We start from the raw sequence: 26,999 nt of genomic DNA, 5'->3' as shown, positions 1-26,999 counted from the left end.
CTTCATTTACAAGATACCCAAGAAACAATGAAAAATTTTGAGGATAATAAGTATGTTTAGTTCTTTCATACTTGGCTTGACCGGTCTCTTTTATGTCGTCTGGATTGCATCTTCTTCATTTGCGGAACAGAGAATCGGATCTGAAAATGGCAGAAGAAATCTGCAATCAGAACGATGCATCGGTCCAGCGCCAGCCGACTGGAAGTATGAAGCGAACGAATCCTATTTCGGAGAAAAGAATTATATCGAGTATATTCCAGGTCAGCTCCCTATCATCATCAGCGCACCTCATGGTGGTACGCTTGCTCCGGATGAAATTCCTCCTCAAGAAGGGGCATTGCGAGATGGAGGCAGCCAGGACAATGCTCGACAGGTCGTGGAAGAGCTCTTTCGCCTTACAGGTGAAAGGCCTCACCTTATCGTCAATCATCTCACCCGCAATAGACTCAACGCTAACCGGACCAAGACAAACGAGCTATCCTACGGAAACCCGGCCGCGGACAGAGCCTGGGACGAATACCATGCCTTTATCGAGGACGCCAAGGCGTGGGTAACATCAAGCTGTGGCAGGGGACATTATTTTGATTTTCACACCAATGGCCATGCAGACAAGTGGGTCGAACTGGGCATTGCGCTCGATAGGTCCGATTTGCAGCTCGCTGATGATGCGTTTAATACGAAAGCTCTTGTCAGTAAATCAACTTTGCGCCACCTGGCTCAGAACTCAGCCCTTTCTCTTGCTGAGATTGTCCGTGGACCCAGGAGTCTCGGGGGCCTGCTTGCTGCAGAAGGTATCAAGGTAGTGCCAAGTCCCGCATTCCCTGACCCGGGGAAAGGTGGTTACTTCAACGGTGGCTACAATGTCCGGCGACACGGCTCGACGCTAGGTGGTGTCATCGACGGGACTCAGATAGAGAGCCACGGTGTTTACATCAATAATGGTGCTGAAGCCCGCAGAGATTATTCCATTAAGCTTGCCCGATCCATAAAACACTTCCTGGAAATTCATTATGGATTTCGACTGACTGTTGAGAGAAGTGGGAAGGGTGAGGGAATGATCGAAGGGCAGGATCAATAGCAATCGAAGCGTCGCCTACCATCGATGCCTCCGTGGCAAGATCCCCTTAGGTTCTGTCTGTCGATTGCATGAAATGGGAAGCATTGCCCAAAATCGGCAACTAAGTCATATTAGCTGCACACCCAAAGAATTCATTCGCAGAATTACCCAAAATTATGCTTGTAAGTCCAGTTGCTTAGCAAAGCATCATTGAATTATTATTCTCTATGTAATTACATTGTATATACAGCCGGAGTTGGCAGTGGAGCTTGTTATATCAGCCTATCTAAAGACTGCATTCTATGTCGATCAAAGATCCGTTAAAGCATACAAATCAGCAGGCGGGATTGTTTATGAATGACAAGATTGAAAAGAAGAAAAAGCGAACTCAGAAAGACTGGATAGACCACGTTAATGAGAGCTCGAATGATTGGGAGCCAGATGGAAAATATGGTAACGACCCCGATCACATGGAAATAGGCCCAAGCTCAGTCGGCAACAAGAAGAGTGATCTAAGAAGCATCAGGATTGATGACGAGTTCCTAAAGGAGATCAAGGAAGCTGCGCAGGACGAGGGGTTCGATTCCTATCAAGCATTCATAAAAGTCATATTGAAAAGATACATCAAAGACAGGAAGAAAAGAGAAGCTTAAGAGAATCTCGGGTAAACCCTTAAACAGATCTCGGTTTTCATTAATGAGGACTGGTTGCCTTAACAACTCCTTTTCACCCCATTTAGCAAAATACCTGATTTCATCTAAATGCCCAGTTGCCTTGATAAAATTTGCGAGAGGCCCTATTCTCTCTCACTACCTGGATCAATCCAAGTCAATCACATGGACCTCGGAGGAATGACGTGAAGGCAATCGTCTACGAGAAATACGGCCCGCCAGAAGTCCTCAAACTCAAAGAGATTCCGACGCCCACAGCGAAGGACAACGAGCTACTGATCGAAGTGCGCGCGACCACGGTAACCTCGGGTGACGCCAGGATGCGCGCTTTGAATGTCCCCCGTGGTTTCGGGCTTCTCTCCCGTCTGGCGCTCGGGATCTTTGCCCCGCGGAGGCAGATCCTGGGAATGGAACTCTCGGGAGTGGTGGTTGCGGTTGGAAAGAATGTTACCCGATTTCAGGTTGGCAATCCGGTTTTCGGAATGTCCGACGCATACGGGGGATGCTACGTGGAGTACCGGGCCCTCCCCGAAACAGAGGCTATCGCGAAGAAGCCAGAAAACCTCACGTTCGAGGAGGCCGCCTCGCTTTGCTTCGGCGGGACGACGGCGCTCGACTTCTTTCGCAGAGGAAAACTCAGGAGCGGAGAGCGTCTCCTTGTCAATGGCGCGTCCGGAGCTGTGGGGACAGCAGCAGTCCAGCTGGCAAAGCATCTTGGGGCTCATGTCACCGGGGTGTGCAGTACGGCGAACCTTGATCTGGTTCGCTCGCTCGGCGCTGATGCTGTGATCGACTATACAAAGGAGGACTTCACACGCAATGGCGAGGTCTACGATGCCATTATGGATACGGCTGGCACGGCTCCATTCTCTCGGTGCCAGGTCTCGCTGAAACCTGGCGGACGGTTTCTTCTGGTCCTGGGCGGATTGTCCGACACGCTTGGTTCATCCTGGGTAAACATGACGACAGACAAGAAGGTGGTGGCCGGGGTGGCCAAAGTACGACCCGAGGATGTGCGCCTTCTCGGAGAACTGGCGGAGGCGGGGAAGTATAAGCCGGTCATCGACCGGACGTATCCGTTGGAGCAGATCGTGGAAGCGCATGCCTATGTTGATGAAGGTCATAAGAAGGGCAACGTTGTTATCACCGTGGGACATGGCGCTCTAGTGTGAGGTCGAAGGGTTTAAGAGTTGAACAAGGGGAAAGGTGCATTGCACTCATCGTAAGTGGGGTACCCCTTGAAAAGGCGAGGATCGTCCTTATGCTTCCTCTGGTGCGACTGATGAGAGTCGAGAGGAAATTATGACGATATTCTATCTTTTACGCCATGCCGAAAGCGCCCCAAGTCATGAACTGAAGGAAAGTCAATGGCCGCTGAGCGTCCGTGGTCAGGATCAAGCCGAGAAACTCGTACCGGTTCTGCAAGATCTAAGGATTCAACATATTTATTCGAGCCCGTATCTTCGAGCCCAACAGACGGTTCACCCATTTTCCCAGGCAACCCGGTTGCCTGTGAAGACTGCGCACGATCTTCGCGAACGTCATTTCTCGGATGGTTTGATCGATAATTTCCTTGAAATCATGGAACATGCATGGAGTAATTTGGATTTCTGCCTCCCTGGCTGTGAGTCGGGTCAGAAAGCTCAGAATCGTGTGCGTACCTGCCTGGATAGGCTGTTGGACTTGCATAGAAGCGAGACACTTCTTCTGAGTAGCCACGGTAATTTAATTGGCCTTCTCCTAAAAAGCCTGGTTCCGGAATATGGTTTCTCCAACTGGCGGCGTATGCGAAACCCTGATTTGTTTCGGCTGATTGTCACCGACAGCGGAGTAACCTGGGATCAAGGTTTTCGATTCGAGCTTTAAGAGCATCCGAAAACCGCTTGGAGGCAAGGCACCGCAGCAAAGCAGGCAACGCCGCATACGAGGGGTTTTCGGATAACTCTAACGCACGAACTCGAAGACCTCACTTGCCCGCACGCGCGCGCAAGATTTCCGCAACATCGATCTTCTTCATTTTCATCATGGCTTCAAACGCTCGCTTGGCTTCTGCCGCGTCACCGCTGGCCATCGCCTCGGTCAATGCTATCGGGGTGATCTGCCAGGACACACCCCATTTGTCCTTGCACCAGCCACACTGGCTTTCCTCCCCGCCGTTGCCGACAATTGCATTCCAATAGCGGTCGGTCTCGGCTTGATCCACTGTAGCAACCTGGAATGAGAAGGCTTCACTGTGTTTAAACATCGGTCCACCATTAATACCGATGCACGGGATGCCCAGCACAGTGAATTCAACAACCAGGACATCGCCTTTTTTGCCACTGGGGTTGTCAGACGGTGCCCGCTGTACACTGCGGATGCGACTGTCAGGAAAAGTTTTGGCATAAAAATGAGCTGCTTCTTCTGCGTCTCGGTCGTACCACAAACAGATCGTAGCTTTGGGAATGGAATTCGTCATACGCGTCTCCGAATTTGTAAATAAGCTTCGAATCATACTGAGCTGAGAGTCGAAGCCAACTCACAAATACAGTAAGAGGTGGGACCCACGTAGAAAAGGCAAAATTTTTTACATAATTTTTCGAATTGAATTCCGTCAGAGGCGTGAACGCCATAAAGACGGCTTTCAGTGCCCTGGCAAGTTCGGCCCTAAGGGTTCATAAACATCCACTGTCAGCACACTGGGATATGAATTTGGAAAGATACCAGGCCTCGGGAAGGGCAGACCTCCTCCGATCCCATTCGGCTCTGCAACATGCAGGTTCCCAATGCCTGCAGAAATTCCACCTGGATCGATTTCGCAGCCTTGAGTTCCCAGTTCACACCATTCCTTCTGCAAATTCAGCTGATACCGACCTGTGTTGAAACATACGAAGCGAGTCTCGACCGCGAACGAACCAGGACCGTCAAATCCTGCTTGACTGAAGCCATACAGGCAAGTCCTTCTCTGACTGAAGGCAGCCTGCAAACCGATGAACCGCGTGCCTTCAACTTCCACATAATTTCCAGCCTCGATGTAATTCAACCATTCACCAGACTTTTTAAGTCGCAAGAATTCCAACTTCGCAAAGTGATCGGAATAGGAATGCGCCTCTGCAGCTTGGGACGTTCCCAGGCCATAAGAGGCCAGGAACAGGGAGACAAGGACACGGCTGAGCTTATTCATATTCATTTCCTCTATGCATTCGTGGCTACCGGATAGATTTGAACATTGAACCGGATGACGGTATCGGCAGAATTGGATTCAATGCGCGACTGAACACTTCGAAGGCTTTGCTTTACGTAGTCCAGGTCCTGCAGGTACTTCGCTTTCTCTGCCGTGATAAAACCACTGTAAAATACTGACTCCTGAGAGTTACTCTGGAAATTATCCACATGATCAAGCGCTTCGCGTATCGAGGCCTTGAGATAATCAACTTCGCTCTTCTTATTGGTGGCCATATACACGTGAAGCATATTCGTGTAATCGGGTGAATAGCTGTAAAGATCAGCCTCTTTCACGAGCAATCCATTCTTCACCAAATCGTAGAGACCCCTTTCCACTTCGAGATGTTTGTCCCGTTTGAAGAGGTCAAAAATCTGCCGCTTGGTTGCCTTGCCATCTTTGAACAAATGGAGACAGACAGCCAGGAGCATGACGAGGTTGATATCCCGGACACCGGACAATTCCAGGGTGCCTGACGTGAGTTTCTTCTCCGCATCGCGCACCTCCAAACGGATGCGAGCGGCCTCGGCCTCACTCAGATCGCCGACATCGAGGATGAGCCTTCCTTTGAGCAACTCGGCTTCAGGAAGCGGCAAGGAAAGGAGATCGACCATAGGAACAACATGCTTGGGGTTCAGCTTCTTCTTCTCGTTGAAGACCTCGGACAGGTAGCTTCGGGATTTGATGCCGATCCGCTTCGAAATGTAACTGTAGGAAAATTTTGGGTCAACGGAACGGCGCAGAGCAATGAGTGATCTCAGTGCAACCAGGCTGGAACTGGAAAGAATGACAGAAGCAGGATCTACCATAATGGGCCCCTTGCAATGCGGCTTCTCTTGGTAATGGAAAGCTGGGCTGTTCGCAACGAAAAGATGCGCTGACCAAATAGCCAAAACCTGAGGGAAACAAACCGCTTGAGGTTCATGCCTGGCGCGAGACGGGACCTCCTGCCAGGGTATTGCAAAATCCTCTTATGAGACCGAAGCTTATGCCTCGTAGGCCAGACCTATCAGACTGTTGCACCGGTCAGACAAGGTTTTCGATGGCGTCACTTCGCCACTGAATGCCGTGGCTTTGTTCGTCAGCAGGCGCAGCCAACTGTTCGCTGACGGTGAACAGGAATTGAAGTTTGGATCCGATTCGAATCCACCTGAACATGAAATCGCGATAAGGTTGTTCTCGTGTTTGAGGGAAAGAAGAGAAGGGCTTTTCCTCGCGCGACACCACAACTTCTATCCCAGGATAATGGAGAGTCTTATGAAAAATTTTGCAATGTTTGCTCTTGCCGCTGGCCTTGTCGCTTGTGGGCAGAACACTGAGAATTCAGATGTTTCCAGCCGGGCAGGGCGACTTCCCAGTGTATATTCGTTTAGCGTGGACCGTCGTCCTGTTGATGGCAACTTTGAAGCCATCAAAATTAAGAAAGATGAGTTCGGCACCTACACCGCGAATTATCGCGTGATCACAGCTGGCTTCGGTGCACCCGTATCGGACACTACGGAAGAGCTGGGCACTGGATTGACCTGTGTTGAATCGAAGAAAGGTCGAATTCTTTTTGCGCTGAAGTGCTCCGTCGACATGCGGCCTGCAGATGGCGAGCTGATCGAGCTGACCTTGACCAGAGATTCCGAAGGTTTCTACGATGCGACCCTGCGTAAAGCGACTTACGCCACACTCCAGGGTCCAGCAACGGATGTTACCAGCGAGATCGCGCTCGGCCTGAGCTACAAGCGCTGAACCGATTGGTGGGTACGTGAAATTCCCGGCAGGCCGCTCTTATGGTCTGTTGGGACCACCCCCACCTTTGACAATGTGCTGATATCAAGACAACGTCCATGAATATGAACAAGCGCTGCCTTGCCATGACAGAGAATCAGGCTTTGGGCGGCGGGTTTCCCCGACGATGACCGCTGGCCCCGGAATTGCAACGCTCATCAGGCAATATCACAACATCATCGGGAGTATTCCATGAAATCTCTGATTACGGCCGTACTTTTGACCGCCTTGGGTTCCACTGCGCAGGCTGTCAGCAATGGTCCGCTGCCCCATTATATGATGAACTATGGCTGCGGGCCGGAGGAGAGGATTCCAGATGCCTGCACCGGTGAAGCGGAAGTGAGGGATTATTGTACCGGCTTCAAGAATCTCGTTCATGAAATCTCGAACGCCGGGAGTCATATTCCAGCTGAGGGTTATGCCATCTGGTGTTGGACCATCCTGGAAGACTGGACCCAGTGTCGGATTCCTTCGCCCAAACTCCAATTTCAATGCGTGAATTTTGTGAAAGACCTTGCTTCGCCGATCAGCAAAGGCAGCTGCGAAGCGAGTGGTTTCGAGGTCGCGCGGCAGATGTATCTGGAGGATGTGAAGAGCAAGTGCCCTGCAACGGAATGAGGGGCGTTTAAAAGCAGCTCTCGGCCTCAGCCGAGGGCGACATGAGTCTGCGCAAGCGATCGGTGATTTCTACGGTTCGCTCTTGCTCCTAATACCGAGTGATGTTCCGGTAGCCTGCTGATAAATTTTAGCCAGGGAGTAAAGAGCCAGCGCCGCGCAAAGCAGACCAAGCGGCCAGCCCCAAAGAAGCTTGATAAGGCCTCCCTTTCGTCCCAATTTCTCGCCGTCCAGAGCATGTGTATTCATGATACTCACGCCGGCGATCAGGCTGAGAAAAGCTGCAAATACGGCTTCTTTTGCATAATTCAAACGGTCTTTCCACCTGGACATCTCAGTCACTCCACAGGCTTGAGGTGTTGGGGAGTCGTAGCATGGGCACTGTTGGAAGGCGATGGATTTTCCTCTCAACCTGTTCGAAATCGTTCTCAACGAAGCGAGGTCGTATTTGGGCGCAATCCCATTTTCACGGGGAGGGGTGCGCACGGAATGCCTGGGAAGTCTGCCAATAATTTGGAACCTGAATTGCATAATGACCCTTGTTATCGGCCGCCCACCGGACAAGGAGAAAAATCATGCGTAGTGAAAATAGAACAGTTGTCGGCATCTTTTCCGATATTACTGCTGCAAGAAGGGCCACAGACGAGCTCCACAGCAAAGGAATCTCGGCTGCACGATTGGTCGAGAATGATCAGGCCCTGACGTTTACGGGTACGGCTGAAGGCGAGCACCATCGAGGCGGAGGGATAAAAGGCTTTTTTGCCCGTCTTTTTGGGTTCGATGATGATCGGCCCGCCTGGCAGCTGAGCTCGGATTCAGAAACCTGGTTCCAGGATGCCTACGATAAAAAGCATCACCTCGTCGTCATAGAGGACTGCACGGACATCAGTCTTTCCCGTGAGATCATCTCTCGCATGGGCGGCGTGGTCGAAGAGAAAGGCAGCCATTACTATCACACGGAAAGAGGCTCGCAGCGCAGTCAAGCCACGGCAGCAGATGCATCAGCCAGGGCAGGCAGCCCGGATTTTTCGACTGACAGTAGCCGGGGCATCAATTCCGAACGGCAACCCGCTAGGGATGAATCGCTGGATAGTGGTCGGCGTGCGGCGGTTGATCCTGCTGCCAGTTCAGCGCTTGGCGTCGATGTCGATCACATGCCTTTTGGCCATTCAGCTTCCCATCGCGATACGGCGGGTGGGAATCGTATGTCGGTAAGCGACCGCATATCTCAGTCCGGACTTTCCGGAACAGCGGACCATGTCCCCTTCTCGGGGCAGGTTTCCGGCGTTGATTCTTCTCAAGGAGGTGACCGCGTGTCCTCAGCTGGGCGCTCTTCCACGGCAGGGACTTCGGCGAATGCCGATGATATGCCTTTTGCCGGTCAATCGTCGGATGTAAGCCTTGGGCAAACCATATCCTCGGATCCCTCCTTTGGAACTGGAGTATCCGTGCCTTCAGAACACACGTCCTTTGCCGGTCAAGCTTTGGGCGACAGCTTAATCGTTAGTGCTGATCGGTTGGCTTCTGTCGACCGTTCCTCTGATACAGACAGCGGTTCCCGTAAGGATACATCGATGGAAAGCGGACAATCTTCAAGTACGAGCGCCGGATCTGCTTCGGGGGTTCCATCCGACTCAAACAGTATGCCCTTTGCAGGACGGTCTTTAAATACAGGCGTAACCGTTCACGGTGGTCCTGGAGGCACATCGGTTGCAGGCAGGGATCGGGCGCTTGACGGAATCTCAGGCGATGCGGATCGGACCCCATTGGTCGGGCAGCGTTCGCAAGATGGAAAGTCAATCAATCCTGGTCCCGGAGCTTCGGCGCATCGATCCTTCGATGCCACTATCGTTGGCGACGACCGTATCCATGATCGCGGCGTGTCAAATGCTGATGTTTCCCGATTAAGCTCTGATCGCATTATGGAATTGGATGAAGAGGACCAACCTATTGTTGATAAGACGGGTGGTGGCATCGATCGTGTCGGTCGCCTGGCTGATTCCGAGGATGAATCCATCGACAACGGCCATATCCTGCCAGACCGCTCTTTTCCCCCTCCGCGGCCACAGAGTCCGACTCAGCCAGGGGTGTAACGGGAACGAAGGATCCGTTTCTTTGCGGATCCTTTTTTTCAGTCGGTTTCTGCTGCATAACTGACTATTCCTGTTCCGCAGCCAGCCGCGCCTTCACCTTTTCAAGCTTATCCGGATTTCTGACAAAATAGAGATTACGGATATGTTCGCCGTCATAATCAAGATAAATCAAGGTTTCCAACTGACCATCCACCAGAAGGCAGGTTTGATCAGGCGGCAGGAATTTCGCGCTGACATTGATGTTGGGTCCGGCTGCACGCAGAAGACTGAACAGGAACTTGATGATGCGCCTGGCTCCTTCAATGGGTTCGACCGTGGCGGCGACTTTGCCTCCGCCATCGGAGTGGAGGATGGCATCAGCTTGAAGAAGCTTGATCAGCTCCTCGGTATTGCCCTGGGACCAGAACTGCAGAAACGCCTTCGTGATACTTTCGTGAGTTTTGGGGTCCGCGTGAAATCGCTTGCGACCCTGGTCCAGGTGAGCCTCAGCGCGCTGCCATGATTTGCGACAGGCGGCTTCGGTTGTGCCAAGGATGTCGGCGATTTCGCTGTACTTCAGATCGCAGGTTTCCCGTAAAACGAACACCGCTCGTTCCACGGGATTCAAGCGTTCCAGCAAAACCATGAGCGCCATGGAGATATCGTCCTGCACTTCGCGTAAACTTTTTTCGGTTTCGGCAAAAGGTTCCGGGAGCCAGGTGCCGATGTAGTCGACCTTGCGCCGATAAAAGGATCGCTTCTGGTCGATGGACGAATTCACCACGACACGGATAAGCCAGGCCCGGGAGTTCTCCACGGGTCCGCCTTCATGTGCGGATATTTTTAGATAAAGATCCTGCAGGACATCCTCGGCTTCCGATTGCGAGCCGAGGATTTTGTAGGCGACCCGCAGGAGCATCGGGCGTTCGCGCAAGTAGTCCTGAAGCAAGGTGTCCATTAAACGTCCTTTGGTTGATACCAGCGATAAAGGGCGACTCCCCAGCGCAGTTCCCACAACGGAACTTTCACGGTTCCCAGGCACACCATTTCCTTGATCCAGGCAGCCAGACGTCCTCGGAAAAACCGTTGCAACGGCTGGTCCTTGGCGTTGACGAACTGGAGGATGCCGGCTCTCCGGCCCAGGGAAATACAGCGTCCTGTGAATCCAAATCGAAAGGTTATCAATTTTTTTCCACTTTGCAAACGGTGCAGGAGGTCGGCTGCATAAGTTCCCATAGGACACGCGGAGGCACAGGACATGCGCTGCGCGGCAGTTGATGATGAGTCCAGTTCTGCAGCATCCCCGAGTGCCAGGATTCGGGGGTGGCTGAGGGAACGCAGATAGGGATCCACCTGGATTTGACCGTTTTTGGCCGTGCGAATACCGGAGTCGCGGGCCAGACTTGGGACTTCAAAACCAAGGCAGTTGATCGCGAGGGCGCAGGGTATTTCACTTTGGTCTGTGAATCCCAGTCGATCGACTGTGACACGAGCAATTGTTTTATTCTCATGAAGGTGAATGTTCAGCTTTTTGAGAACGCGGCGGATTTCCTGTTCGGCTTTGGGTGTATATCCAGTGAAAGCTCGCCCGGCATCGACAAGTGTGACATCAAGATGCGGATGGATTTCCTTGATTTCCGTGGCGGATTCGAGTCCGGTCAGGCCCGCTCCCATGACGACCACTGGGCTGCCAGCGGGAAGTGTTTGCAGGACCTCGCGGGCACGATCCAACGCCGGTCCTGCGTCCAGGGTGAAAGCATGCTCGAGCAGGCCGGGAATATTTTGAGAACGCTGCGTGCGGCTGCCGAGGGCATAGAGCAGCCAATCATAGTGAAGAATGCGGGAGCCTTCGGGGCTGTCCAAAACCAGGGTCTGCTGATCGGGTTGAATGGATTGAATGCGACCCTGGACGAAGTCCATGCCGTGGGGTTCCAAAAGATCGCGGTAAGCCAGGCGTTCCACAGAACGGCCAGCCAGATACTCATGCAATCGAACGCGCTGCACAAAATGTTCGTTGGCATCGATCAGGGTGACTTTCATACCTGAATACTTACGGAGTCGGGCGGCCGCGAAGAGGCCAGCGTATCCACCGCCGGCTATTACGATTTGGGGCTTCATGGTATCGCCTCCTATGTGATGGCAAACAGGAGACGATTCAGGGCGGAGGAATGGGACAACAATCTATTAACTAGTTATTAATATTGAATAATTTTACGCCGAAGATTTAGTAACCAGAAGCCCCCGAAGACTCAGCACTCTTCTGATCCAGGAACATCGAATAAAATACTTTCGCATCCGGATCATTCCGGATCTGAAAGTCTTTCAACTCACTCAAAGCATAGCGCTGAAACCTCTGCTGAAGGGGGAGTGGCAACTTCTCCACGAAGCTGGCCTGCGCGGTCAGGATATGGGCCTCAACATTGTTAAAGAGCACCCGCCGCAGGTTTTCATAACGATTCGCAAGGACAAGGGCCACGCCATGCAAATCGTATTCACGCACACCCGCCACCGGGTAAAACCCATGCACCTCGCCTTCGGCTATCCCGATGGAGCAATAGCGCGGAAGCTCGGGGTTCATGCCGGCTCGAACCTGGTTCCAGATGTCGATAAAATCCAGAGCCAGGGTCATGGCGATGGAGCTGCGGTCCAGGCCTTCGGGTATGGGAAAGGGGTAGCCGACGCTGCACATGAAACCGTCGCCGAGTTCCTTGATACGGTAGGCTTCGGCCATGGAGTTATTTTCATCGTACTGGCGCATCATGCGTTGATAGCATTTGATGAAGACTTTTTGGAAGAACTCCTGCTTGTGGATATCGGTAAAGCGGGTACTGCCAATGACGTCAAAGACGATCACAACAGCCGTGGAACTGCCGGTTTGCATGGTCTCTTCCAGATCCCTGCCCTGCTTCATCAGGGAAATCTGATGCGGGTAAACGATCTTGGCCAGCTGCGTATAGGAATGGTGAGTCTCATGCTCTTTCGCCATGAGATTTTGAATATAGATTTCCTTCTCCTGGTTCCGCGTTTCCCGCAGGTGACGCACGCGGTCGGCCAGGGCGAAAGAGAGCAGGGACATTTCACAGCAGCCGCCGATAAGGTTTCCATAGGTCGTCAAAAAATTGACAGGCAGGATTCCCATATTGCTTAAAGAGAAGGACAGAGCCCCCATCAGGAGGAAGACCCAGGCTGTGGTATAGAAATAAGCCGGACGGTGTTTCCTGGCCACGAAGTAAAGGCCCAGGCTCAGCATGCTGATGGTCGAGACGGCTGTCATGGCGTTTGCCAGCAAGGCTGCGATACGGTAGTTGATCTGCAGAATCACTGTCAACAGGACAGCAGCATAGAGCCAGCACAGCATGGAAAAGAGCCGATGCACACGCGGCAGGTGATGGTACAAATCAAGAAAACGCATGGAAAAGAGAGTGGCAAAGACGTTACAGGCCTGCACGCCAGCCAGGAATCCCCAGTTGGACAACCATTCCTGCACGGCGGGAGAGTCCGTAACATAGCCGGCCACGCCCTGCAAACCGATCTGCATCAGAAGAAAACCCAGACCATAGGCGACATAGAAAAAGTAGGTCTGAGAATGCAGTGACAGGGAAATGAAGTAATTATAGATGATCATGAAAGCGATCAAGCCGAAGGCCACACCAAGAAGAAAGTTCTCGATGGCCATCTTGTATTGAAGTTCCTTGGGGGTCCAGATCTGAAAAGGCATGCGGTTGGGACCGCTGGTTTGGACAGAAATCAGAAAAGCGTTGATACCGGGTTTAAGGATCAGAGGAAACAGGGGATGACGATAAAAGACCGGGCGGGTTTCGAAAGGCAGGTGATCACCCATCATGGCGATGGGCGCGGCCTGCCCCTCGGCATAGCTGTAAAGATGGATGGAATCCGTCATCGCATAGTAGTTTTCAAGATAGATCAGGCGTTCTTCAGGATAGGGATTGTCGATCTGGAAAAAGGCCCAGGCGGTGGCCGAGGTCATTTTCCAGTTGGGATAGTCGTCCTGTGAGGGCTGAAAGGAGGCGCGGCGGTCGGCAATCTGCTGGGCGGTGAGGGTCCCTGAGTCATCCTTGTAGAGGAAGAGATGTCGGCCCAGAGGATCGCCGCTATGTATCGCTTTCAATGGAAAAGGCGTGGCGCTGGCGGGGAACGTGGTTCCCCAATAGCCAAGGAAGAGCAGAAGAATTTTCAACGCCAATCGTGCCATCGTTCACATTGATTCTAAAAGTTAAGCCAATGGGCCCACTTTCCAGCTTAAGCGATTGGTCGAAAATGGGGAGGGACAAACTTGCCTGCTTTTGCATTCTGCACACCCCGGGCTGGTTTTGCAAAACATCAAGAACTCCATGATCATTCATAAAAAACCCAGGTAACGTGCTTCGTGAAGCGAATGGAGCAGAATTTGCAAAAAGGTTCTCCGGCTCCTTCTCGCATACCACCTCAACCAGGGAGAAAACATCATGCCAGTGGGTGACAAATCCAAATACACAGACAAGCAAAAGCGCCAGGCTGAGCATATTGAAGAGGGCTACGAAGAGCGTGGCCTTTCGGAAGAGGAAGCGGAACGCCGCGCCTGGGCCACAGTGAATAAGATTCACGGTGGTGGTGAAAAACCAGGCGGCTCGGGTCATGGCCGCGAGGAAAACCATGAACCCATGAAGCGCGGTGGCAAACTTGGAGGCAAGGCCCGCGGTAAGAAAGACGGTTGAGTCCCTGGATGGAATTCACCTTACATCAGAGTCCGCTTTCTCTGTTGACCTGTAGGTGAACTCTGTAGCGAAAACGATTCGAACTGTCATGTTCGCGAGACAACCCCAGAAACAGGCACGGAGTGTTGCATGCGACCCCACTTCCTACTTCAAAGAGAATCACTATGAAACAGCTGAAAAATAGGTCCGAAGCTGGACAATTGCTGGCCGAAAAATTGATGGCCTATGCCGATCAACCAAATGTGATGGTCCTGGCCCTGCCACGTGGCGGCGTGCCTGTGGGCTTTGAAATAGCCCAGCGTCTGAAGGCTCCCCTCGATGTGTTTCTGGTTCGCAAGCTGGGCGTTCCCGGACATGAAGAGCTGGCCATGGGCGCCATTTCCAGCAGCGGGGATCGGGTTTTGAATCAGGAAATCATCGATGCCCTGCAGATATCCGACAGCGTCGTGGAAAGGGTCACACAGCGCGAGCGTCAGGAAATAAAAAGGCGTGAAGCCCTCTATCGGCAGAACAAGCCGCCACTCAAATTCCAAGGGAAGACTGTGGTGCTCGTCGATGACGGACTTGCCACGGGTTCCACCATGCTGGCAGCCATTCGCGCCGTGCAAAAACAAAAGGCGGCAAAAATCGTCATCGCTGTGCCTCTGGCCCCTCCCTCAACCTTTGATAGCATGAAAAAGCTCGGCGACGAAATGATCTGCCTCATGACGCCCGAGCCCTTCTATGGTGTGGGTCTGTGGTATGAGGACTTTACGCAGACTTCGGATGACGAAGTGGTCAGTCTTCTGGCCCAGGCTGAAACATGGATCAGGACGGATCCCGAGGAGAAGGATCTGCCAGGGATGCAGCATATTTCCATTCCCGCAGGAGCAGTTGAACTGCCGGGAAAGCTCCTCATCCATGATGGCGACAGTCAGGGACTTGTCATGCTGATCCACGGCACAGGCTATCCTGGTCAAAGCCCGCAGCATGATCATATTGCTCATCGGCTCCACGAAGACGGATTTTCCACCGTGCGCTTCGATCTTCTCACCGAGGAGGAGGAGGCGTCCGAACTGCAAAGCCGTCATCTGCGCTTTGACATTCCCCTTCTGACCAAACGCCTTATCCAGGCCACGGAATGGGTGAAAAACGAACTGGCGCACGACCATCAACCGATCGGCTACTTCAGCTCCAGCACCGGCACGGCTGCTGCACTCAAGGCTGCGGCAACGTTGGGCCATGATATCAAAGCCATCGTTTCCCTGAGTGGCCGTCCGGAGCTCGCCGGTGAGTCCTTGAGCAAAGTCACGGCACCCACCCTGTTCCTTATGGGAGGACAGGATATTGCCATCATGGATTTGAATGTTTGTGCCCGCTCGCGCATGCGCCCTGGATTGGTGCGGATTGAGGTCATACCTCAGGCCAGTCATCTCTTTGAAGAGGAAGGGGCATGGCTGCGGGCCGCGAATCTTACCAGTCACTGGTTCGAGCAACATCTTATGGAAGACCATGAGATGCACGAGCCTTCACATTTTGCGCAGATCTTGCGATCACGGGATCGAGGCCGGACGAATGAATATGGAATGTCTGTGTGATGGATGGGGGGCCCCGCTGGTTTCCTTCAGAAATCATCGGGGTCTTTTCGCCACGTGTCAGCCCATCGCCTGAATCGGATGACGTCCGGCATACTCTGCAATGCTCGTGACGAGGCTGCGAAAATTCACGGGCTTGCTGAGATGCGCATCGCAACCGGCATTGAGACAGCGCCCCTGCTCTTCTTTCATGGCATGCGCCGTCAGAGCGAGAATCGGTTTGTTATAGCCCTGCCGACGCAACTGAGCGGTGGCTTCCAGCCCATCCGTGCCGGGCATTTGAATATCCATCAGCACCACATCAAAGTTGCCTCCCAGGGCTTTATTTACGGCTTCCGAGCCGTCGGAGGCCGTATCCACCATGGCCCCAAATCGGCCAATAATTCGACTCAAAAGGTTGCGATTGTCGGCTGAATCATCGACCACCAGCACCCGAATATCATCCAGGCGCAAGGACGAATCCACAGCGCCAAAGACCCTGCCGTTTTCCTTCTTCAGAAGGCTTTCGCCATCCACCAGCTGGGATTCGTGAATGGGACCGGGATCACAGCTCACCTGAAAGGTTGAGCCTACACCGCTGTGACTTTCCACCAGCACGACATCGCCACCCAGAAGCTCGGCGAGACGCTTGGAAATGATCAGCCCCAAACCTGTCCCGCCGAAGCGCCGGGTGGTGGAACCATCGGCCTGCATGAAAGGCTGAAAGATGCGACCGGCCTCAGCATCCGACAGGCCACAACCGGTGTCGGTCACCTGAAACAGCAGGGTCCCACCATAACGCCTGGGATTATAGGAGACATGCACACAGATTTCACCGCGTTCGGTAAACTTCAGACTATTACCGACGATATTGTAAAGAATCTGTTTGAGTCGCAGGATATCCGTGGAGATCTCGCGTGGCAGGCGCCCTTCGGTTTCAATCCTGAGGCGAATGCCCTTCTCACTGGCCTTGTGTTCATGCACAGCCCGGATATCCTGGAGCAGATCAGCCATCGACACCGTCACCCGATCCACTTCGATCTTTTCGGCTTCAATCTTCGAAAGATCCAGAATGTCATCGAGCAGCTGCAAAAGGAGCTGACCATTGCGCGTGATGGCATTGATGCAATTCTCGCGTTCTTCCGGCGACTGATCCTTGAGACGCAGAAGTTCCGCAAAGCCAAGGACCGCCCCGAGCGGCGTTCGGATCTCGTGGCTCATATTCGCCAGGAAATTGCTCTTGGCCCTGCTTGCGCTTTCCGCAGCATCGCGCAAGGTTTCGACCTCTTTCAACTTCTGCATGAGAGCCACTTTCTTCTGATAGAGATCGACGAAGACGGAAACCTTGCTGCGCACGATGGGAGCCATCAGCGGCTTGAGCAAATAATCCACAGCTCCATGCTCATAGCCTTCAAAGATATGTTGCTTTTCACTTTCCGAGGCCGTGACAAAGATGATGGGAATATCCCGGCTCCGGTCCACCGACCGCATGATCTGGGCCAGTTCAAATCCATTCATGCCAGGCATCTGCACATCGATCAAGGCCAGGGCGAACTCATGTTCCAGCAGCAAGGCCAGAGCATCAGGCGCGGATTGAACCTTGAGGATATCCACATCATCGGTCTTAATGATATTTTCGAGCGCCACCAGGTTTTCCCGACGGTCGTCGACGAGCAGAATTTTCGTTCTTATCATTGTACCCCCTACCGGATTCATTGAAGCGGTGCTCCACTCCGGACAACCTTGCGAAAGATCTTATGCTGATCGGACACCGCCTGGAACTCCTGGCCACCCCGAACAAACCGCACCGTTTCATGGGAACCCAGACAAAGATATCCCTTGAAAACCAGACTGCGGGAGAAAAGGTCGAGGACCCTGGCCTGCAAATCCCGATCAAAGTAGATCAAAACATTGCGACAGAGAATTACATGAGCCTCGCAGAAGACATCATCCACCACCAGATTATGGGTTGCGAACAGGATGTTCTTGCGAAGCGTCGGATCAAAACGCACGGCATCATAGGACGCCATGTAATACGAGGAAAAACTTTCACGGCCGCCAGCAGCTATATAATTCTGCGTATCACGCTTGATTTGGGTCACCGGATAAATGCCTTCCCTGGCCACCTTCAGAGCCGTGGGATTGATATCCGTGGCATAGATCACCGCACGATCATAGAGCCCGGCTTCCTTCAGCAATATGGCTAGCGAGTAGACCTCCTCGCCTGTGCTGCAGCCGGCATGCCAAATCTTGAAGGCCGACCAGGTGCTCAGGAAGGGAATGATCTCCTCGCGGAACTCCCGGTAAAAGGCCGGGTCGCGAAACATTTCACTGGTGGTCACGGTCAGATCCGGCAGCACTCTGGCGAAAAAATCCGGTTTCTGAAGAATTTCGTCCTGCAGCCGTGAAATCGTGGGAATGCCATATTTCGACAGGATGACAGTCACCAGCCGTTTAAACGATGCTTCGTTATAGCCTCCGAAATCATAGCCATAACAGGCATGAATCGCCTGAATCAGCAGCTTGATTTCGATATCCTCCACCGAACCGTGCATCATACGATGCCTTTCTGGTTTAGATTTTCTGAGGCAGCCAGACCTTGAGAAGCGAAAGCAATCGCTCCAGGTTGATCGGCTTGGGCAGATAGTCATTCGCCCCTGCCCCGAGGCACTGTTCCAGGTCGCCTTTCATGGCCTTGGCAGTCAAAGCGATGATCGACAATTTTTTCAGAGCCGGGTTCTCCCGAATCAGATGCATGGTTTCATAACCATCCATCTCCGGCATCATGATGTCCATCAGCACCAGCTCAATCCCCGGATCCTTTTCCAGTTGCGCGAGGCATTCCCGGCCGTTGCGCGCCACAGAGATTTTCAGGCCATGATTTTCCAGGGCATTCACCAGCGCATAGACGTTGCGCATATCATCATCGACCAGAAGTATACGCCGGCCCTTCAAACCAATCGCATCCGACCGCAGTTGCTGCAGGAGCGTCTGACTTTTGGGAGGCAGGGAACTTTCCAGCCGATGCAGGAAAAGGCTGACCTCATCCAAAAGACGCTCCGGTGATCGCGCTCCCTTGATCACGATACTCTGGGCATAACGCTCCAGAAGATTCTGCTCCTCGCGGCTCAGCTCCTTTGCGGTATACACGACAATCGGCGGTTTCGATCCAGGCAGCTCGGCATCCATGGCTTCCAGCAGTTCAAAGCCGCTGATATCGGGCAGGCGCAGATCGAGGATCACACAGTCGAACGTCTCAGACCAAAGTTTCTGACGCGCCTCAACTCCGGACCTGGCCTCCGTGATTTCAATATCACCGCTCCCCAGAAGATCCTTGGTCGCCTGCCGTTGAAATTTGTCGTCCTCCACCAAAAGTACCCTTTTCACCTTTCGGGCCAGTGTGCCCTCAAGACGATGGAAGATGTCTTTCAGCTCATCGGCCTGGGCCGGTTTTTGCAAATAACCGATCGCACCCAAAGCCAGGGCATTCTGTACATAACTGGTCCCCGAAATCACATGGATGGGAATATGTCGCGTCGCAGGATCCGCTTTCAAACGTTCCAGAACACTGAGTCCACTCATATCCGGCAGCTTGATGTCGAGCAGAACAGCGCTGAGGGAATGCGTCCGGGCGATCTCCAGGGCCGCTTCGCCACAGGTCACCTGCGCAGTTTTAAAGCCCGCTTCCTGGGCAAGGTCCGCCATCACCTTGCCAAAGGTGGCATCATCCTCGACCACCAGTATCAGCCGATCATCCGGCTGCAAGGCTTCCGGGATGATCGGGTCGGAAGGCCCATCCTGCGGAGGCGGCAGAGATTCCGGCTCGGGAGTCTGGACTTCGGCAGTCTCCGCATGAACCGGGGGCATCTCCTCCGGCAGATGCAGGGTAAAGGTGCTGCCCACCCCAGGCTGGCTCTGCACCGAAATCGAACCACCCAGAAGAGTCGCGAGTTCCCGTGAAATGGTGAGGCCGAGCCCCGTGCCACCATAAGTTCGATTGACGGAACCATCGCTCTGCTTGAAGGCTTCAAAAATCAGCGCCTGCTTATCCTCGCCAATACCGATGCCGGTGTCCTGAACCTTGAAAAGGATCGGCGTCGGGCCTGTGCCGCGTTCCATGCTGACCGTGACACGACCGACCGGTGTGAATTTCAAGGCATTGGCGACGAGGTTTTTCATAATCTGAAGCAGACGCTGGGAATCTGAGACTATTTGGGCGGGAACCTCTTCACTGCGATGAAGGACAAAGGTCAGGCCTTTTTCGGTCGCCGTGAATTGAAACTCGCGCTTCAGTTGCGCGTTCAGCTCATCGAGATCCACCGTCTCGCGCGTCAGATCGAGCCGACCCGCTTCCACTTTCGAAAGATCGAGAATGTCATTGATGAGAGCCAGCAGGTCATGCCCGGATTTGAAAATGGTCTGAGCAAAATCCACTTGCTTTTCGGTCAGCGTCTTCTCCTTATTTTCCGCCAAAAGAGTGGCCAGCAGCAGAAGACTGTTGAGCGGCGTGCGCAGCTCATGACTCATGTTGGCCAGAAACTCGGACTTGTAACGACTGGCCTGCTCAAGCTCGCGGGCCTTGGCCTCCAGTTCTGATTTGGCGGCCAAAAGTTTTTCATTTCTCTCCGCCAGCGCTTCCTTTTGCTGGACCATGGCCTGGGCCTGCTGTTCCAATTCTTCATTGATCTGGCGCAATTCCTCCTGCGAATTTTGCAGCGCTGCCGTATGCTGCTCGAGCTTTTCGTTGCTGGCACGCAGCTCCTCCTGCTGTGCGGCCAGTTCCTCGGCCTGTCTTTGCGTTTCCTCAAGGAGCTCCTGCTGCCTTTGCCGGGCCAGCGTTGAATTCACCACCACAGACAGAGTCGATTTCAGATCCGCGAAAAGATCCGCCGCACCGTGGGGCAAGGCCTTCAGAAAACCCATTTCCACAAGGCCAATACTGGGCTCACCGTCCGTATGCAGAGGCAGGATCACCACACGTTGTGGCACGGTGGATCCCAAGGCTGATGACACTTTCATATATTCGGGCGGCACATCCTCGAGTTCGATCCAATGTTTGTTTTGCAGGGCTTCCCCGGCAAGGCTATCCCGCAAGCCAAGGGTCGGCGGCACACCTTCCAGTGGACCTGATTGGGCAAAGGTTGCGCTGAGCTGCAGGCGGCCATGCTGCAAAACATAAAAAGCCCCGACCTGCATGCCGAGATACCCTGCAAAAAATTCCAGCGCCGCGCGGCCAACCTCCTCCGGGGTCTCCTTGCCACGCAGCATACGACCGGCTTCTGCGAGCCCGGTTTTCAACCAGTTTTCTTCATTAAGCCTTTGAGCCTCGATCCGCTGCTGCTGAATGGATCGACGGATGTAGTATTGCACCAACAGCATCAGCAGTACGGTGACGCCGGCAACAGCCAGGATGGACTGTTCCTGCCGGTAAGTTGCGGTTGCAGCCTGGCTCGCCCGGTCCTTGAGTTTTCGGCCCTCAGTGTCTTTCATATCCTGCACTATGAGTCGAATTTCATCCATGTGCTCCTTGGCCTGTGCCATGACATCAGAACCCTGGGCTACGGCCAAGGAGTCATTTCCCTGGCCTTGCCGCGTCGTCTCAATCGCTGCCGACTGCCATTGCAGCAAAGCCAGCGCCTTTTCCCAAAGCCGGGTCACCTTTTCCTGCTGCTCCGGAGCATCGATGGTCAGATTTCTGAGTTTACGGACGTTATCCAGGACTGCAGTACGACCGGCTTGAAACGTCTGAAGAAAAGGTTCATCACGGGTGGACAGAAAGATCTGGACGTTATTCACAGTTTCCGACAAGGCCGTCTGGGTCAGCTCCAGTTCGCGCAGAACATTATGAGTCTGCGTTACGAGCTGATTATGTTCCCGCACCTTCGTCAGATTTACATAAAGCATGGCCAGATTGCCCAGTATCACGGCCAAAATAAGCGCAGCGGCCCAGGTCAGAGTGCGGCTGCTGACCATGCTCAGACTCAAAAGACCCGAAGCTGCCGTGTTTTGTGCAGACTGTGCTCGATTCAATGTCACTATCCCGAAATGATTAAGGTCAAAATGCCTTGTTCATTTATGTCCATATATTTTGCAAAGTCCGGACCATGGATGGGGTGTAAGGCAGGGTATGCGGGAGAAGCCGCGCTGGGGAAAGACAGGCAGGTGGACCAGTACGCAGGACGCGTCACTGGCCTTGTGAAAACCGAAAAGGCAAGGCTGGACTCAATCAATTGAAATAATCACGCAGGGACACGATCCTTCCGTCACGCACCCGCAGGACCTGAACATACGACCGCCGATACTTTTCCCCGGTGTGGGTCACCTCGCCATGCAGATCGAATTCCACCACAATCACTTCGGGATCCGCCGTCTCATGGATCACCAGTTCATCGTACTTCAGAACGCGGTGTCCTGCTTCCTGGGCACTGCGGGCGTTTTCCATCACCCATTCGCGGATGGCTTCCCGGCCTTCAAGCTTGACCTTGCTGCCCTGTTTCGCCATGGGAAATTCCCACACGCCATCTTCTGCGAAAAGTTCCGCATGCTGATCCACATCAAAGTTCAGCACGAGCTTGTGCTGAATTTCCCAGATTTCCTTTGGAGTTTTTTGCATGTTCGGCTCTCCTGCAAGGGCCCGGAGCGGGCCCTACATTACAGGACGAGATTATTGCGGAACGGCGTTGGGGTCCATATAAAAGAGCTCCCAGACATGCCCATCCAAATCCTGAAAACTATCCTGCACCATAAACCCATAATCCTTGGGTTCCGTGTAGCGTTTGGCTCCGCCTGCCAGAGCCCGTTTGACTTTTTCGGCCACATCCTCCTTGCTTTCACAGGATAGGGCCACCAGCACCTCAGTCTGCTTGCTGGTATCACAGATGGCGTTTGGAGAAAAGCCGCGGAACTTTTCATGAGTCAGCAGCATCGCATAAGCGTCATCACCGAAGACGAGGCAGGCCGCTGTCTCATCGGAAAATTGTGGGTTGAAGTGATAACCGAGGCTCTCCCAGAAAGCCATGGAACGTTTCAGGTCCTTGACGGCCAGATTGACAAACATTTTAGTGCTCATGAGTCGATCTCCTTGATTCAAAATTTAAGGGGAACCCAGATTTCAATACCGCCCATACCTGTCGTTCCGTTGAAATCTTCCGTGTATTTTTCCAAAGTGGGCGTCTCAGCAGCCTCGAGTCCGGAATGCGGCAGCCACTTGTTGCAAATCACATCCATCGTGGCAGAAACCTGCGACACGTGTTTGCTGTGCATGAAGACGGCATAACGCTGAGCCGGGATCTTGAGATGAGTGAAACCGGACGGCAGCTGCGCGGTGTCCTTGACCTCCACAGCGGCCATGTAATGGAAGGATTTTGCGTCCGCTCCATAGCAGGCTCCATAGGTGGCTTTTCCAACCTGTCCGGGGATTTTCCCAAGATGGGGCACAAACTTCTCCCAGAGCTGGGGGATTTCGGCACGATTTTCCATCGTAAAGCGACGGTCCAGGCCGGCGATGATCATCGCGGGTCCGTTCTCAAAGCGCGGTCCTTCGAGGCGACTGGCTTCCATTTCCTGAATCATCCTTTCCTCCTGGGCCCGGAACTCGCCGGTGGGATCGACGGCCGCGAAATCCTCAGAAGCAAAGACCCGGCGGACTTCAATCTCCGATTCCCCTTCCATCGGATTGGGGCAACGCTTCACCCATTCAAGGGCTTCTTCCATGGATTTCACCTGCCAGACCCAAAAGCCGGCCACCAGTTCCTTGGTTTCTGCAAAAGGACCGTTGATCACCGTGCGATCCTTTCCCGAGAAGCGCACACGCGCTCCCTCCGAACTCGGGTAGAGGCCCTCGCCGGCCAGCATAATGCCGGCTTTCACCAGAGCTTCGTTAAAGTTGCCCATATCGCGCAGAAGTTCTTCGCTGGGCATCTGTCCTGCTTCAGACTCTTTCGTGGCTTTCACGATCACCATAACTTTCATGGAACCATCCTCTTATTAAAGTGCCTTAGGAAGGCATGTTCTCAAGTTCAAAAACGGGCCGGATTTCCACCGTGCCGCGCTTGGCACCGGGAATGCGGCTCGCGATTTCTATGGCGGCATCGAGATTGGGAACGTCAACGATATAGTAACCGCCGAGCTGCTCATGCGTTTCAGCAAAGGGGCCATCGGTAATCAGGCGCTTGCCATCCCGCAGCTGAATGCTGGTGGCGGTGGCCACCGAATGCAGAGGGGAGGCTGCCAGAAATTGCCCTTTCGTGGCGAGGTCATGACAGAGCTGCCTTGACTCCTCCATGCAGTCCTTGCGTTCCGCTTCGGTCCAGGCATCTTCCCTTGAGTAGATGAGCAGCATGTACTTCATTGCATTTCCCCTTTATCATCGGCTGGATGAATCGTGAACCAACCCGCCCGTATCCCGGGATGGTCGGAGACCAAAATGATGGCATGATTGAGATCGCGCGCTTCCAATAACATGAGTCCTCCCAGAACCTCATCAGTCTTGTCATGCGGCTCATCCGCAACCACTAGCTGACCATGAAAGCAGGTGAGTCCCACGGGCTCGCCTGTGGCTTGCAGGGATTCACTGGCAAAAAAATGACCGGATTCCCGCAGCCTGTTGTCGAAGTCGCGGCACGCCTGCAGAAAGGCCTCGCGATCCTTTCCGGTCAGGGCCTTCCATTGATTCCGCTCCACATACTTCAGGCAGATGAACTTCATCGTTGATTCTCCCGTTCCGCACCTATGAGACGAACGGGTGCTCCGGAAATCGACAGGAGCCGCAAATTTTTTTTCTTTAATATTTTCTGTTGTCTTCCAGGGACTTAACCGGAAGATGCTAACTCATTCAGCCGTCGGGTCAGAAAGCGCCGCTCCGGCTCCTGCCTGGCCAGGGAAAGGGCCAGTTCGTAAGATTTCCGGGCTTCCTCCTGGCGGCCGAGGCGCCGGCAAAAATCGGCACGGGCGGCATGGATAAGGTGATAGTTCACCAGCTCGCCGCGCTGGATCAAATCATCCACCAGCGTGATGCCAACTGCCGGCCCATCTCGCATGGCCACGGCCACCGCACGGTTCAATTCGACGACTGGGGACGCGGTGGCCTGCAGAAGAACATCGTAGAGCGCAACAATCTGGGCCCAGTCCGTTGCGGCTGCGCTGGGCGCCTGCGCATGCACAGCGGAGATGGCTGCCTGGAGCGTATAGGTTCCGAAGGAACGTGAGGCCAGAGCCTGCTCCACGAGTCGAACGCCTTCTGTAATGAGGGGCTGCAGCCAAAGGCTCCGATCCTGATCCTCCAGCAAAATCAAATCACCATCCGTGGATGTGCGCGCCTCACGTCGGGATTCATGCAGAAGCATCAAAGCCAGAAGGCCCATCACTTCGGGATCAGGCAGGAGTTCCAGAACGTGCCGCCCGAGACGAATCGCTTCCTGGGAAAGATCCGCGCGTGTCAGGGATAGTCCCGAGGACGCGGAATAACCTTCATTAAAGACGAGATAGATCACCGACAGAACCGAATCCAAACGCTCCGGCAGATCCGCACGCGCAGGAACCTGATAAGGAATCCCTGCATCGCGAATCTTGGCTTTGCCCCGTACAATGCGCTGGGCAATGGTTGCAGGGCTTGCCAGAAAGGCGGCGGCAATCTCTTCCGTGGTCAGGCCGCAGATCTCACGAAGCGTCAAAGCCACCTGGGTATTAGGGGCCAGTGCCGGGTGACAGCAGGTGAAAATAAGGCGGAGCTGGTCATCCTTAAATGTTTGTTCACTCCATTCCACGGGCAGAGTCACATCACTCTCCAGTCCAGCCAAAAGATCCGGGATGGCCTTCTGGAAGCGGTTTCGGCGTCTTATCGCGTCAATCGCTTTGAATTTTCCGGTTGCAATCAACCAGGCGCCTGGATTGGCAGGAATTCCATCCCGCGCCCATTGTTCAAGGGCGGCAGCAAATGCATCCTGCAGAACTTCTTCGGCAAATTCAAAATCACCGAGGATGCGGACCAGACTCGCAAACACGCGCCGTCCGTCACTGCGATAGATTTCTTCAATGGATTTCCGCACGCTTGCCACGTTTCCTGGTTCCACGACGCCGGCCCCCTGTCACTGAAATTATCTGCTCAAGCATGAGCCAGCATAATGGACTTGGGCCCATGTTTCCATCATTATGCGCGCCAGCAAAGCTCTCAGGCCCTTGCCTCCTGACCCTGCTGCACCATGGGAATGGAAAATTGTGACTCGCGCGGAAACCAAAAAAGGATCAGGATCAAGGCAGAATCTCGAGGGAGGATTCGCTTATGGAAACTCAACAGGCACGATTCGATGTGATTGGTTTTGAGAATCCTGAATTTGGCAAACTCCTGCAAGTGGCTTTGGTTCATCAGGGCGCATCCATTGCGTCCCTTCAGGTTGCGCCGCTGTCGGCGCCCATGACCGGCGACCACCTGATGCAGGCGACCGTGATTGCCACGCTGCCCGCGGATTGTTCCTTGCGCGAGGTTGAGCATGCGATTGAAGAGATATCGGATGATCTGTATGTGACCGCGCAAGCAGCCTGATCCGCTGATTGGATTCCAACATGGTCCCCTCTCCCCATGAAAGTCGAGGGGCGGGATCATTTTATTTCTGCAGCGCCTAAAAACGAGTCATGAGCAGACCCCAGGCCACATTCAAAGCCCCCGCATTTTCAGGGTCCTGTTTGATGCGCAGGATGCGCAGGCGAGCGTCCTCAAGTATGGATTGAATGGCAGCCGCTGCCTCGGGCTTCAAACCGGTAAAGCGGGCTTCCACCAGATTCCACGGATCCTCGTGACTGATGTTGTCGAGAAAAAGCCGCAGCAAGGGAATTAAAACATCAGGGCTGTTGAAATGAAAAAAGGCATGGCTGGGTCGATAGTGTTCATCATCGGCTTGAACCAGTCCAGCCGCCATGAGTTCCTGAACCACGGATTCTGTTCCACGGCCGAGGATTCGCCCCAGTTCATCCCGTGGAATGCGGCGACGCCCATAGATTTCCACCGCGGCACGACAGGCCTTGGGACTGAGAAGACGCCAGGCTCCCTGTCTGGCCTTTTGCTGCGAAAGGTAGCTGAGCAGCGGCGCGATATCAGGATACAGATTGAGAATGGTTTGCGTGGTGGCGGCATCCGGCTGGATATAGCGCAGGAGCCGCAGGGCGGTATCGATGGTAACATCCGATTTGCCGGCTTCGATGGAGCGCAGGTTGGTGTATGAGAGTCCACTGCTTTTGGCCAGAACATAGAGATTGCGGCCACGATTTTCGGCGACCCAGCCTTTGATCAGTTGGGAGAACACCGCCGATTTGTCTGCCGTTGGCGCCATATTCAGACTTCCTA

The 26,999-nt window shown here is 53.6% G+C and carries 25 protein-coding genes and 3 pseudogenes; 10 read left to right on the top strand and 18 right to left on the bottom strand.

Annotation, left to right across the window (positions count from 1 at the left end; genetic code table 11):
• The first annotated feature begins 52 nt into the window (after positions 1 to 52).
• The 4 genes from OLTU_RS03565 to OLTU_RS03550 all read left to right on the top strand — a co-directional run bounded on the left by OLTU_RS03565 (position 53) and on the right by OLTU_RS03550 (position 3,594).
• Positions 53 to 1,078 carry an N-formylglutamate amidohydrolase gene (locus OLTU_RS03565; RefSeq protein WP_141731382.1) on the top strand — a complete coding sequence of 342 codons (1,026 nt, stop codon included), beginning with the start codon at positions 53 to 55 and terminating at the stop codon, positions 1,076 to 1,078.
• A 332-nt stretch (positions 1,079 to 1,410) separates the two neighbouring features.
• Complete coding sequence (locus OLTU_RS03560) at positions 1,411 to 1,710, top strand: ribbon-helix-helix domain-containing protein (RefSeq protein WP_141731381.1); 300 nt, start codon at positions 1,411 to 1,413, stop codon at positions 1,708 to 1,710.
• A gap of 203 nt (positions 1,711 to 1,913) precedes the next feature.
• The gene (locus tag OLTU_RS03555) at positions 1,914 to 2,900 is read left to right on the top strand and encodes an NAD(P)-dependent alcohol dehydrogenase (protein WP_141731380.1); all 987 of its coding nucleotides are present in this window, start codon (positions 1,914 to 1,916) and stop codon (positions 2,898 to 2,900) included.
• A gap of 130 nt (positions 2,901 to 3,030) precedes the next feature.
• On the top strand, positions 3,031 to 3,594 hold the full coding sequence (locus tag OLTU_RS03550; RefSeq protein WP_141731379.1) for a histidine phosphatase family protein: 564 nt from the start codon (positions 3,031 to 3,033) through the stop codon (positions 3,592 to 3,594).
• A gap of 100 nt (positions 3,595 to 3,694) precedes the next feature.
• Here OLTU_RS03550 and OLTU_RS03545 read toward each other — a convergent pair whose 3' ends face one another.
• The 3 genes from OLTU_RS03545 to OLTU_RS03535 form a co-directional block, all read right to left on the bottom strand.
• A complete protein-coding gene (locus OLTU_RS03545) occupies positions 3,695 to 4,186 on the bottom strand; it encodes a VOC family protein (RefSeq protein WP_141731378.1) in 492 nt (163 codons plus the stop codon).
• Between the two features lie 165 nt (positions 4,187 to 4,351).
• Positions 4,352 to 4,891 carry a hypothetical protein gene (locus tag OLTU_RS03540; protein ID WP_141731377.1) on the bottom strand — a complete coding sequence of 180 codons (540 nt, stop codon included), beginning with the start codon at positions 4,889 to 4,891 and terminating at the stop codon, positions 4,352 to 4,354.
• An 11-nt stretch (positions 4,892 to 4,902) separates the two neighbouring features.
• A complete protein-coding gene (locus tag OLTU_RS03535) occupies positions 4,903 to 5,739 on the bottom strand; it encodes a hypothetical protein (RefSeq protein ID WP_141731376.1) in 837 nt (278 codons plus the stop codon).
• A 448-nt stretch (positions 5,740 to 6,187) separates the two neighbouring features.
• Here OLTU_RS03535 and OLTU_RS03530 point away from each other — a divergent pair, with 448 nt between their 5' ends.
• Positions 6,188 to 6,667, top strand: a complete 480-nt coding sequence (locus tag OLTU_RS03530; protein WP_141731375.1) for a hypothetical protein — start codon at positions 6,188 to 6,190, stop codon at positions 6,665 to 6,667.
• Between the two features lie 231 nt (positions 6,668 to 6,898).
• Positions 6,899 to 7,324 carry a hypothetical protein gene (locus OLTU_RS03525; protein WP_141731374.1) on the top strand — a complete coding sequence of 142 codons (426 nt, stop codon included), beginning with the start codon at positions 6,899 to 6,901 and terminating at the stop codon, positions 7,322 to 7,324.
• 69 nt (positions 7,325 to 7,393) lie between these two features.
• Here the strand turns inward: OLTU_RS03525 and OLTU_RS03520 are convergent, their stop codons facing one another.
• Positions 7,394 to 7,654 (bottom strand): hypothetical protein, encoded by a 261-nt coding sequence (locus OLTU_RS03520; RefSeq protein WP_141731373.1) that lies wholly within the window; start codon positions 7,652 to 7,654, stop codon positions 7,394 to 7,396.
• 242 nt (positions 7,655 to 7,896) lie between these two features.
• Between OLTU_RS03520 and OLTU_RS03515 the strand changes: the two genes are divergently transcribed.
• A complete protein-coding gene (locus OLTU_RS03515) occupies positions 7,897 to 9,414 on the top strand; it encodes a hypothetical protein (RefSeq protein ID WP_141731372.1) in 1,518 nt (505 codons plus the stop codon).
• A 64-nt stretch (positions 9,415 to 9,478) separates the two neighbouring features.
• On the opposite strand, the gene OLTU_RS03510 is transcribed toward OLTU_RS03515, so the two are convergent.
• From OLTU_RS03510 to OLTU_RS03500, 3 genes are all read right to left on the bottom strand, one after another.
• Positions 9,479 to 10,351, bottom strand: coding sequence for a sigma-70 family RNA polymerase sigma factor (locus OLTU_RS03510; RefSeq protein WP_141731371.1), 873 nt, complete (start codon positions 10,349 to 10,351; stop codon positions 9,479 to 9,481).
• Positions 10,351 to 11,511, bottom strand: coding sequence for an NAD(P)/FAD-dependent oxidoreductase (locus OLTU_RS03505; protein ID WP_141731370.1), 1,161 nt, complete (start codon positions 11,509 to 11,511; stop codon positions 10,351 to 10,353). The genes OLTU_RS03510 and OLTU_RS03505 overlap by 1 nt, the downstream gene beginning before the upstream one ends.
• Before the next feature lie 106 nt (positions 11,512 to 11,617).
• The gene (locus OLTU_RS03500; RefSeq protein ID WP_141731369.1) at positions 11,618 to 13,606 is read right to left on the bottom strand and encodes a 7TM diverse intracellular signaling domain-containing protein; all 1,989 of its coding nucleotides are present in this window, start codon (positions 13,604 to 13,606) and stop codon (positions 11,618 to 11,620) included.
• 253 nt (positions 13,607 to 13,859) lie between these two features.
• Here OLTU_RS03500 and OLTU_RS03495 point away from each other — a divergent pair.
• Both OLTU_RS03495 and OLTU_RS03490 read left to right on the top strand, forming a co-directional pair.
• Positions 13,860 to 14,099 (top strand): annotated as a pseudogene (locus OLTU_RS03495) (plasmid stabilization protein); the annotation flags it as partial.
• A 173-nt stretch (positions 14,100 to 14,272) separates the two neighbouring features.
• A complete protein-coding gene (locus tag OLTU_RS03490; protein WP_141731367.1) occupies positions 14,273 to 15,685 on the top strand; it encodes a phosphoribosyltransferase in 1,413 nt (470 codons plus the stop codon).
• A 57-nt stretch (positions 15,686 to 15,742) separates the two neighbouring features.
• Here OLTU_RS03490 and OLTU_RS03485 read toward each other — a convergent pair whose 3' ends face one another.
• The 10 genes and pseudogenes from OLTU_RS03485 to OLTU_RS03445 all read right to left on the bottom strand — a co-directional run bounded on the left by OLTU_RS03485 (position 15,743) and on the right by OLTU_RS03445 (position 25,731).
• Positions 15,743 to 17,356, bottom strand: coding sequence for a response regulator (locus OLTU_RS03485; protein WP_176736306.1), 1,614 nt, complete (start codon positions 17,354 to 17,356; stop codon positions 15,743 to 15,745).
• Positions 17,357 to 17,373: 17 nt separating this feature from the next.
• The gene (locus OLTU_RS03480; protein WP_141731365.1) at positions 17,374 to 18,219 is read right to left on the bottom strand and encodes a CheR family methyltransferase; all 846 of its coding nucleotides are present in this window, start codon (positions 18,217 to 18,219) and stop codon (positions 17,374 to 17,376) included.
• Between the two features lie 16 nt (positions 18,220 to 18,235).
• Positions 18,236 to 21,691: a response regulator gene (locus OLTU_RS03475; RefSeq protein WP_141731364.1), complete on the bottom strand. Its 3,456-nt coding sequence runs from the start codon at positions 21,689 to 21,691 to the stop codon at positions 18,236 to 18,238.
• Between the two features lie 196 nt (positions 21,692 to 21,887).
• The gene (locus OLTU_RS03470) at positions 21,888 to 22,274 is read right to left on the bottom strand and encodes a nuclear transport factor 2 family protein (protein WP_141731363.1); all 387 of its coding nucleotides are present in this window, start codon (positions 22,272 to 22,274) and stop codon (positions 21,888 to 21,890) included.
• Between the two features lie 51 nt (positions 22,275 to 22,325).
• Positions 22,326 to 22,730, bottom strand: a complete 405-nt coding sequence (locus tag OLTU_RS03465) for a VOC family protein (RefSeq protein WP_141731362.1) — start codon at positions 22,728 to 22,730, stop codon at positions 22,326 to 22,328.
• A gap of 17 nt (positions 22,731 to 22,747) precedes the next feature.
• Positions 22,748 to 23,185: pseudogene (locus OLTU_RS33110) on the bottom strand (GyrI-like domain-containing protein); the annotation flags it as partial.
• Positions 23,186 to 23,215: 30 nt separating this feature from the next.
• A pseudogene (locus OLTU_RS33105) lies at positions 23,216 to 23,632 on the bottom strand (YciI family protein); the annotation flags it as partial.
• Positions 23,633 to 23,657: 25 nt separating this feature from the next.
• Positions 23,658 to 24,011, bottom strand: coding sequence for a YciI family protein (locus OLTU_RS03455; protein WP_141731360.1), 354 nt, complete (start codon positions 24,009 to 24,011; stop codon positions 23,658 to 23,660).
• Entirely contained in the window at positions 24,008 to 24,367 is a 360-nt protein-coding gene (locus OLTU_RS03450; protein ID WP_141731359.1) for a YciI family protein, read from the bottom strand. The genes OLTU_RS03455 and OLTU_RS03450 overlap by 4 nt, the downstream gene beginning before the upstream one ends.
• Positions 24,368 to 24,471: 104 nt before the next feature.
• Positions 24,472 to 25,731: an RNA polymerase sigma factor gene (locus OLTU_RS03445; RefSeq protein WP_218109814.1), complete on the bottom strand. Its 1,260-nt coding sequence runs from the start codon at positions 25,729 to 25,731 to the stop codon at positions 24,472 to 24,474.
• Positions 25,732 to 25,940: 209 nt separating this feature from the next.
• On the opposite strand from OLTU_RS03445, the gene OLTU_RS03440 reads away from it, so the two are divergent.
• Positions 25,941 to 26,201, top strand: a complete 261-nt coding sequence (locus OLTU_RS03440) for an ACT domain-containing protein (RefSeq protein ID WP_141731358.1) — start codon at positions 25,941 to 25,943, stop codon at positions 26,199 to 26,201.
• A gap of 76 nt (positions 26,202 to 26,277) precedes the next feature.
• On the opposite strand, the gene OLTU_RS03435 is transcribed toward OLTU_RS03440, so the two are convergent.
• The gene (locus OLTU_RS03435; protein WP_141731357.1) at positions 26,278 to 26,985 is read right to left on the bottom strand and encodes a hypothetical protein; all 708 of its coding nucleotides are present in this window, start codon (positions 26,983 to 26,985) and stop codon (positions 26,278 to 26,280) included.
• Between the last annotated feature and the right edge of the window lie 14 nt (positions 26,986 to 26,999).

Source organism: Oligoflexus tunisiensis (assembly GCF_001748245.1).
In the GTDB taxonomy this organism is placed as follows: domain Bacteria; phylum Bdellovibrionota_B; class Oligoflexia; order Oligoflexales; family Oligoflexaceae; genus Oligoflexus; species Oligoflexus tunisiensis.
The sequence above is the reverse complement of the archived record's forward strand: the minus strand, read 5'-3'. Positions and strand labels throughout refer to the sequence as shown.

Bases quoted from the DNA above. Each gene is read 5' to 3' on its own strand.
- OLTU_RS03565 (WP_141731382.1), top strand. From the start codon at position 53: ATGTTTAGTTCTTTCATACTTGGCTTGACCGGTCTCTTTTATGTCGTC.
- OLTU_RS03560 (WP_141731381.1), top strand. From the start codon at position 1,411: ATGAATGACAAGATTGAAAAGAAGAAAAAGCGAACTCAGAAAGACTGG.
- OLTU_RS03550 (WP_141731379.1), top strand. From the start codon at position 3,031: ATGACGATATTCTATCTTTTACGCCATGCCGAAAGCGCCCCAAGTCAT.
- OLTU_RS03545 (WP_141731378.1), bottom strand. From the start codon at position 4,186: ATGACGAATTCCATTCCCAAAGCTACGATCTGTTTGTGGTACGACCGA.
- OLTU_RS03540 (WP_141731377.1), bottom strand. From the start codon at position 4,891: ATGAATAAGCTCAGCCGTGTCCTTGTCTCCCTGTTCCTGGCCTCTTAT.
- OLTU_RS03535 (WP_141731376.1), bottom strand. From the start codon at position 5,739: ATGGTAGATCCTGCTTCTGTCATTCTTTCCAGTTCCAGCCTGGTTGCA.
- OLTU_RS03530 (WP_141731375.1), top strand. From the start codon at position 6,188: ATGAAAAATTTTGCAATGTTTGCTCTTGCCGCTGGCCTTGTCGCTTGT.
- OLTU_RS03525 (WP_141731374.1), top strand. From the start codon at position 6,899: ATGAAATCTCTGATTACGGCCGTACTTTTGACCGCCTTGGGTTCCACT.
- OLTU_RS03520 (WP_141731373.1), bottom strand. From the start codon at position 7,654: ATGTCCAGGTGGAAAGACCGTTTGAATTATGCAAAAGAAGCCGTATTT.
- OLTU_RS03515 (WP_141731372.1), top strand. From the start codon at position 7,897: ATGCGTAGTGAAAATAGAACAGTTGTCGGCATCTTTTCCGATATTACT.
- OLTU_RS03510 (WP_141731371.1), bottom strand. From the start codon at position 10,351: ATGGACACCTTGCTTCAGGACTACTTGCGCGAACGCCCGATGCTCCTG.
- OLTU_RS03505 (WP_141731370.1), bottom strand. From the start codon at position 11,511: ATGAAGCCCCAAATCGTAATAGCCGGCGGTGGATACGCTGGCCTCTTC.
- OLTU_RS03500 (WP_141731369.1), bottom strand. From the start codon at position 13,606: ATGGCACGATTGGCGTTGAAAATTCTTCTGCTCTTCCTTGGCTATTGG.
- OLTU_RS03490 (WP_141731367.1), top strand. From the start codon at position 14,273: ATGAAACAGCTGAAAAATAGGTCCGAAGCTGGACAATTGCTGGCCGAA.
- OLTU_RS03485 (WP_176736306.1), bottom strand. From the start codon at position 17,356: ATGATAAGAACGAAAATTCTGCTCGTCGACGACCGTCGGGAAAACCTG.
- OLTU_RS03480 (WP_141731365.1), bottom strand. From the start codon at position 18,219: ATGATGCACGGTTCGGTGGAGGATATCGAAATCAAGCTGCTGATTCAG.
- OLTU_RS03470 (WP_141731363.1), bottom strand. From the start codon at position 22,274: ATGCAAAAAACTCCAAAGGAAATCTGGGAAATTCAGCACAAGCTCGTG.
- OLTU_RS03465 (WP_141731362.1), bottom strand. From the start codon at position 22,730: ATGAGCACTAAAATGTTTGTCAATCTGGCCGTCAAGGACCTGAAACGT.
- OLTU_RS03455 (WP_141731360.1), bottom strand. From the start codon at position 24,011: ATGAAGTACATGCTGCTCATCTACTCAAGGGAAGATGCCTGGACCGAA.
- OLTU_RS03450 (WP_141731359.1), bottom strand. From the start codon at position 24,367: ATGAAGTTCATCTGCCTGAAGTATGTGGAGCGGAATCAATGGAAGGCC.
- OLTU_RS03440 (WP_141731358.1), top strand. From the start codon at position 25,941: ATGGAAACTCAACAGGCACGATTCGATGTGATTGGTTTTGAGAATCCT.
- OLTU_RS03435 (WP_141731357.1), bottom strand. From the start codon at position 26,985: ATGGCGCCAACGGCAGACAAATCGGCGGTGTTCTCCCAACTGATCAAA.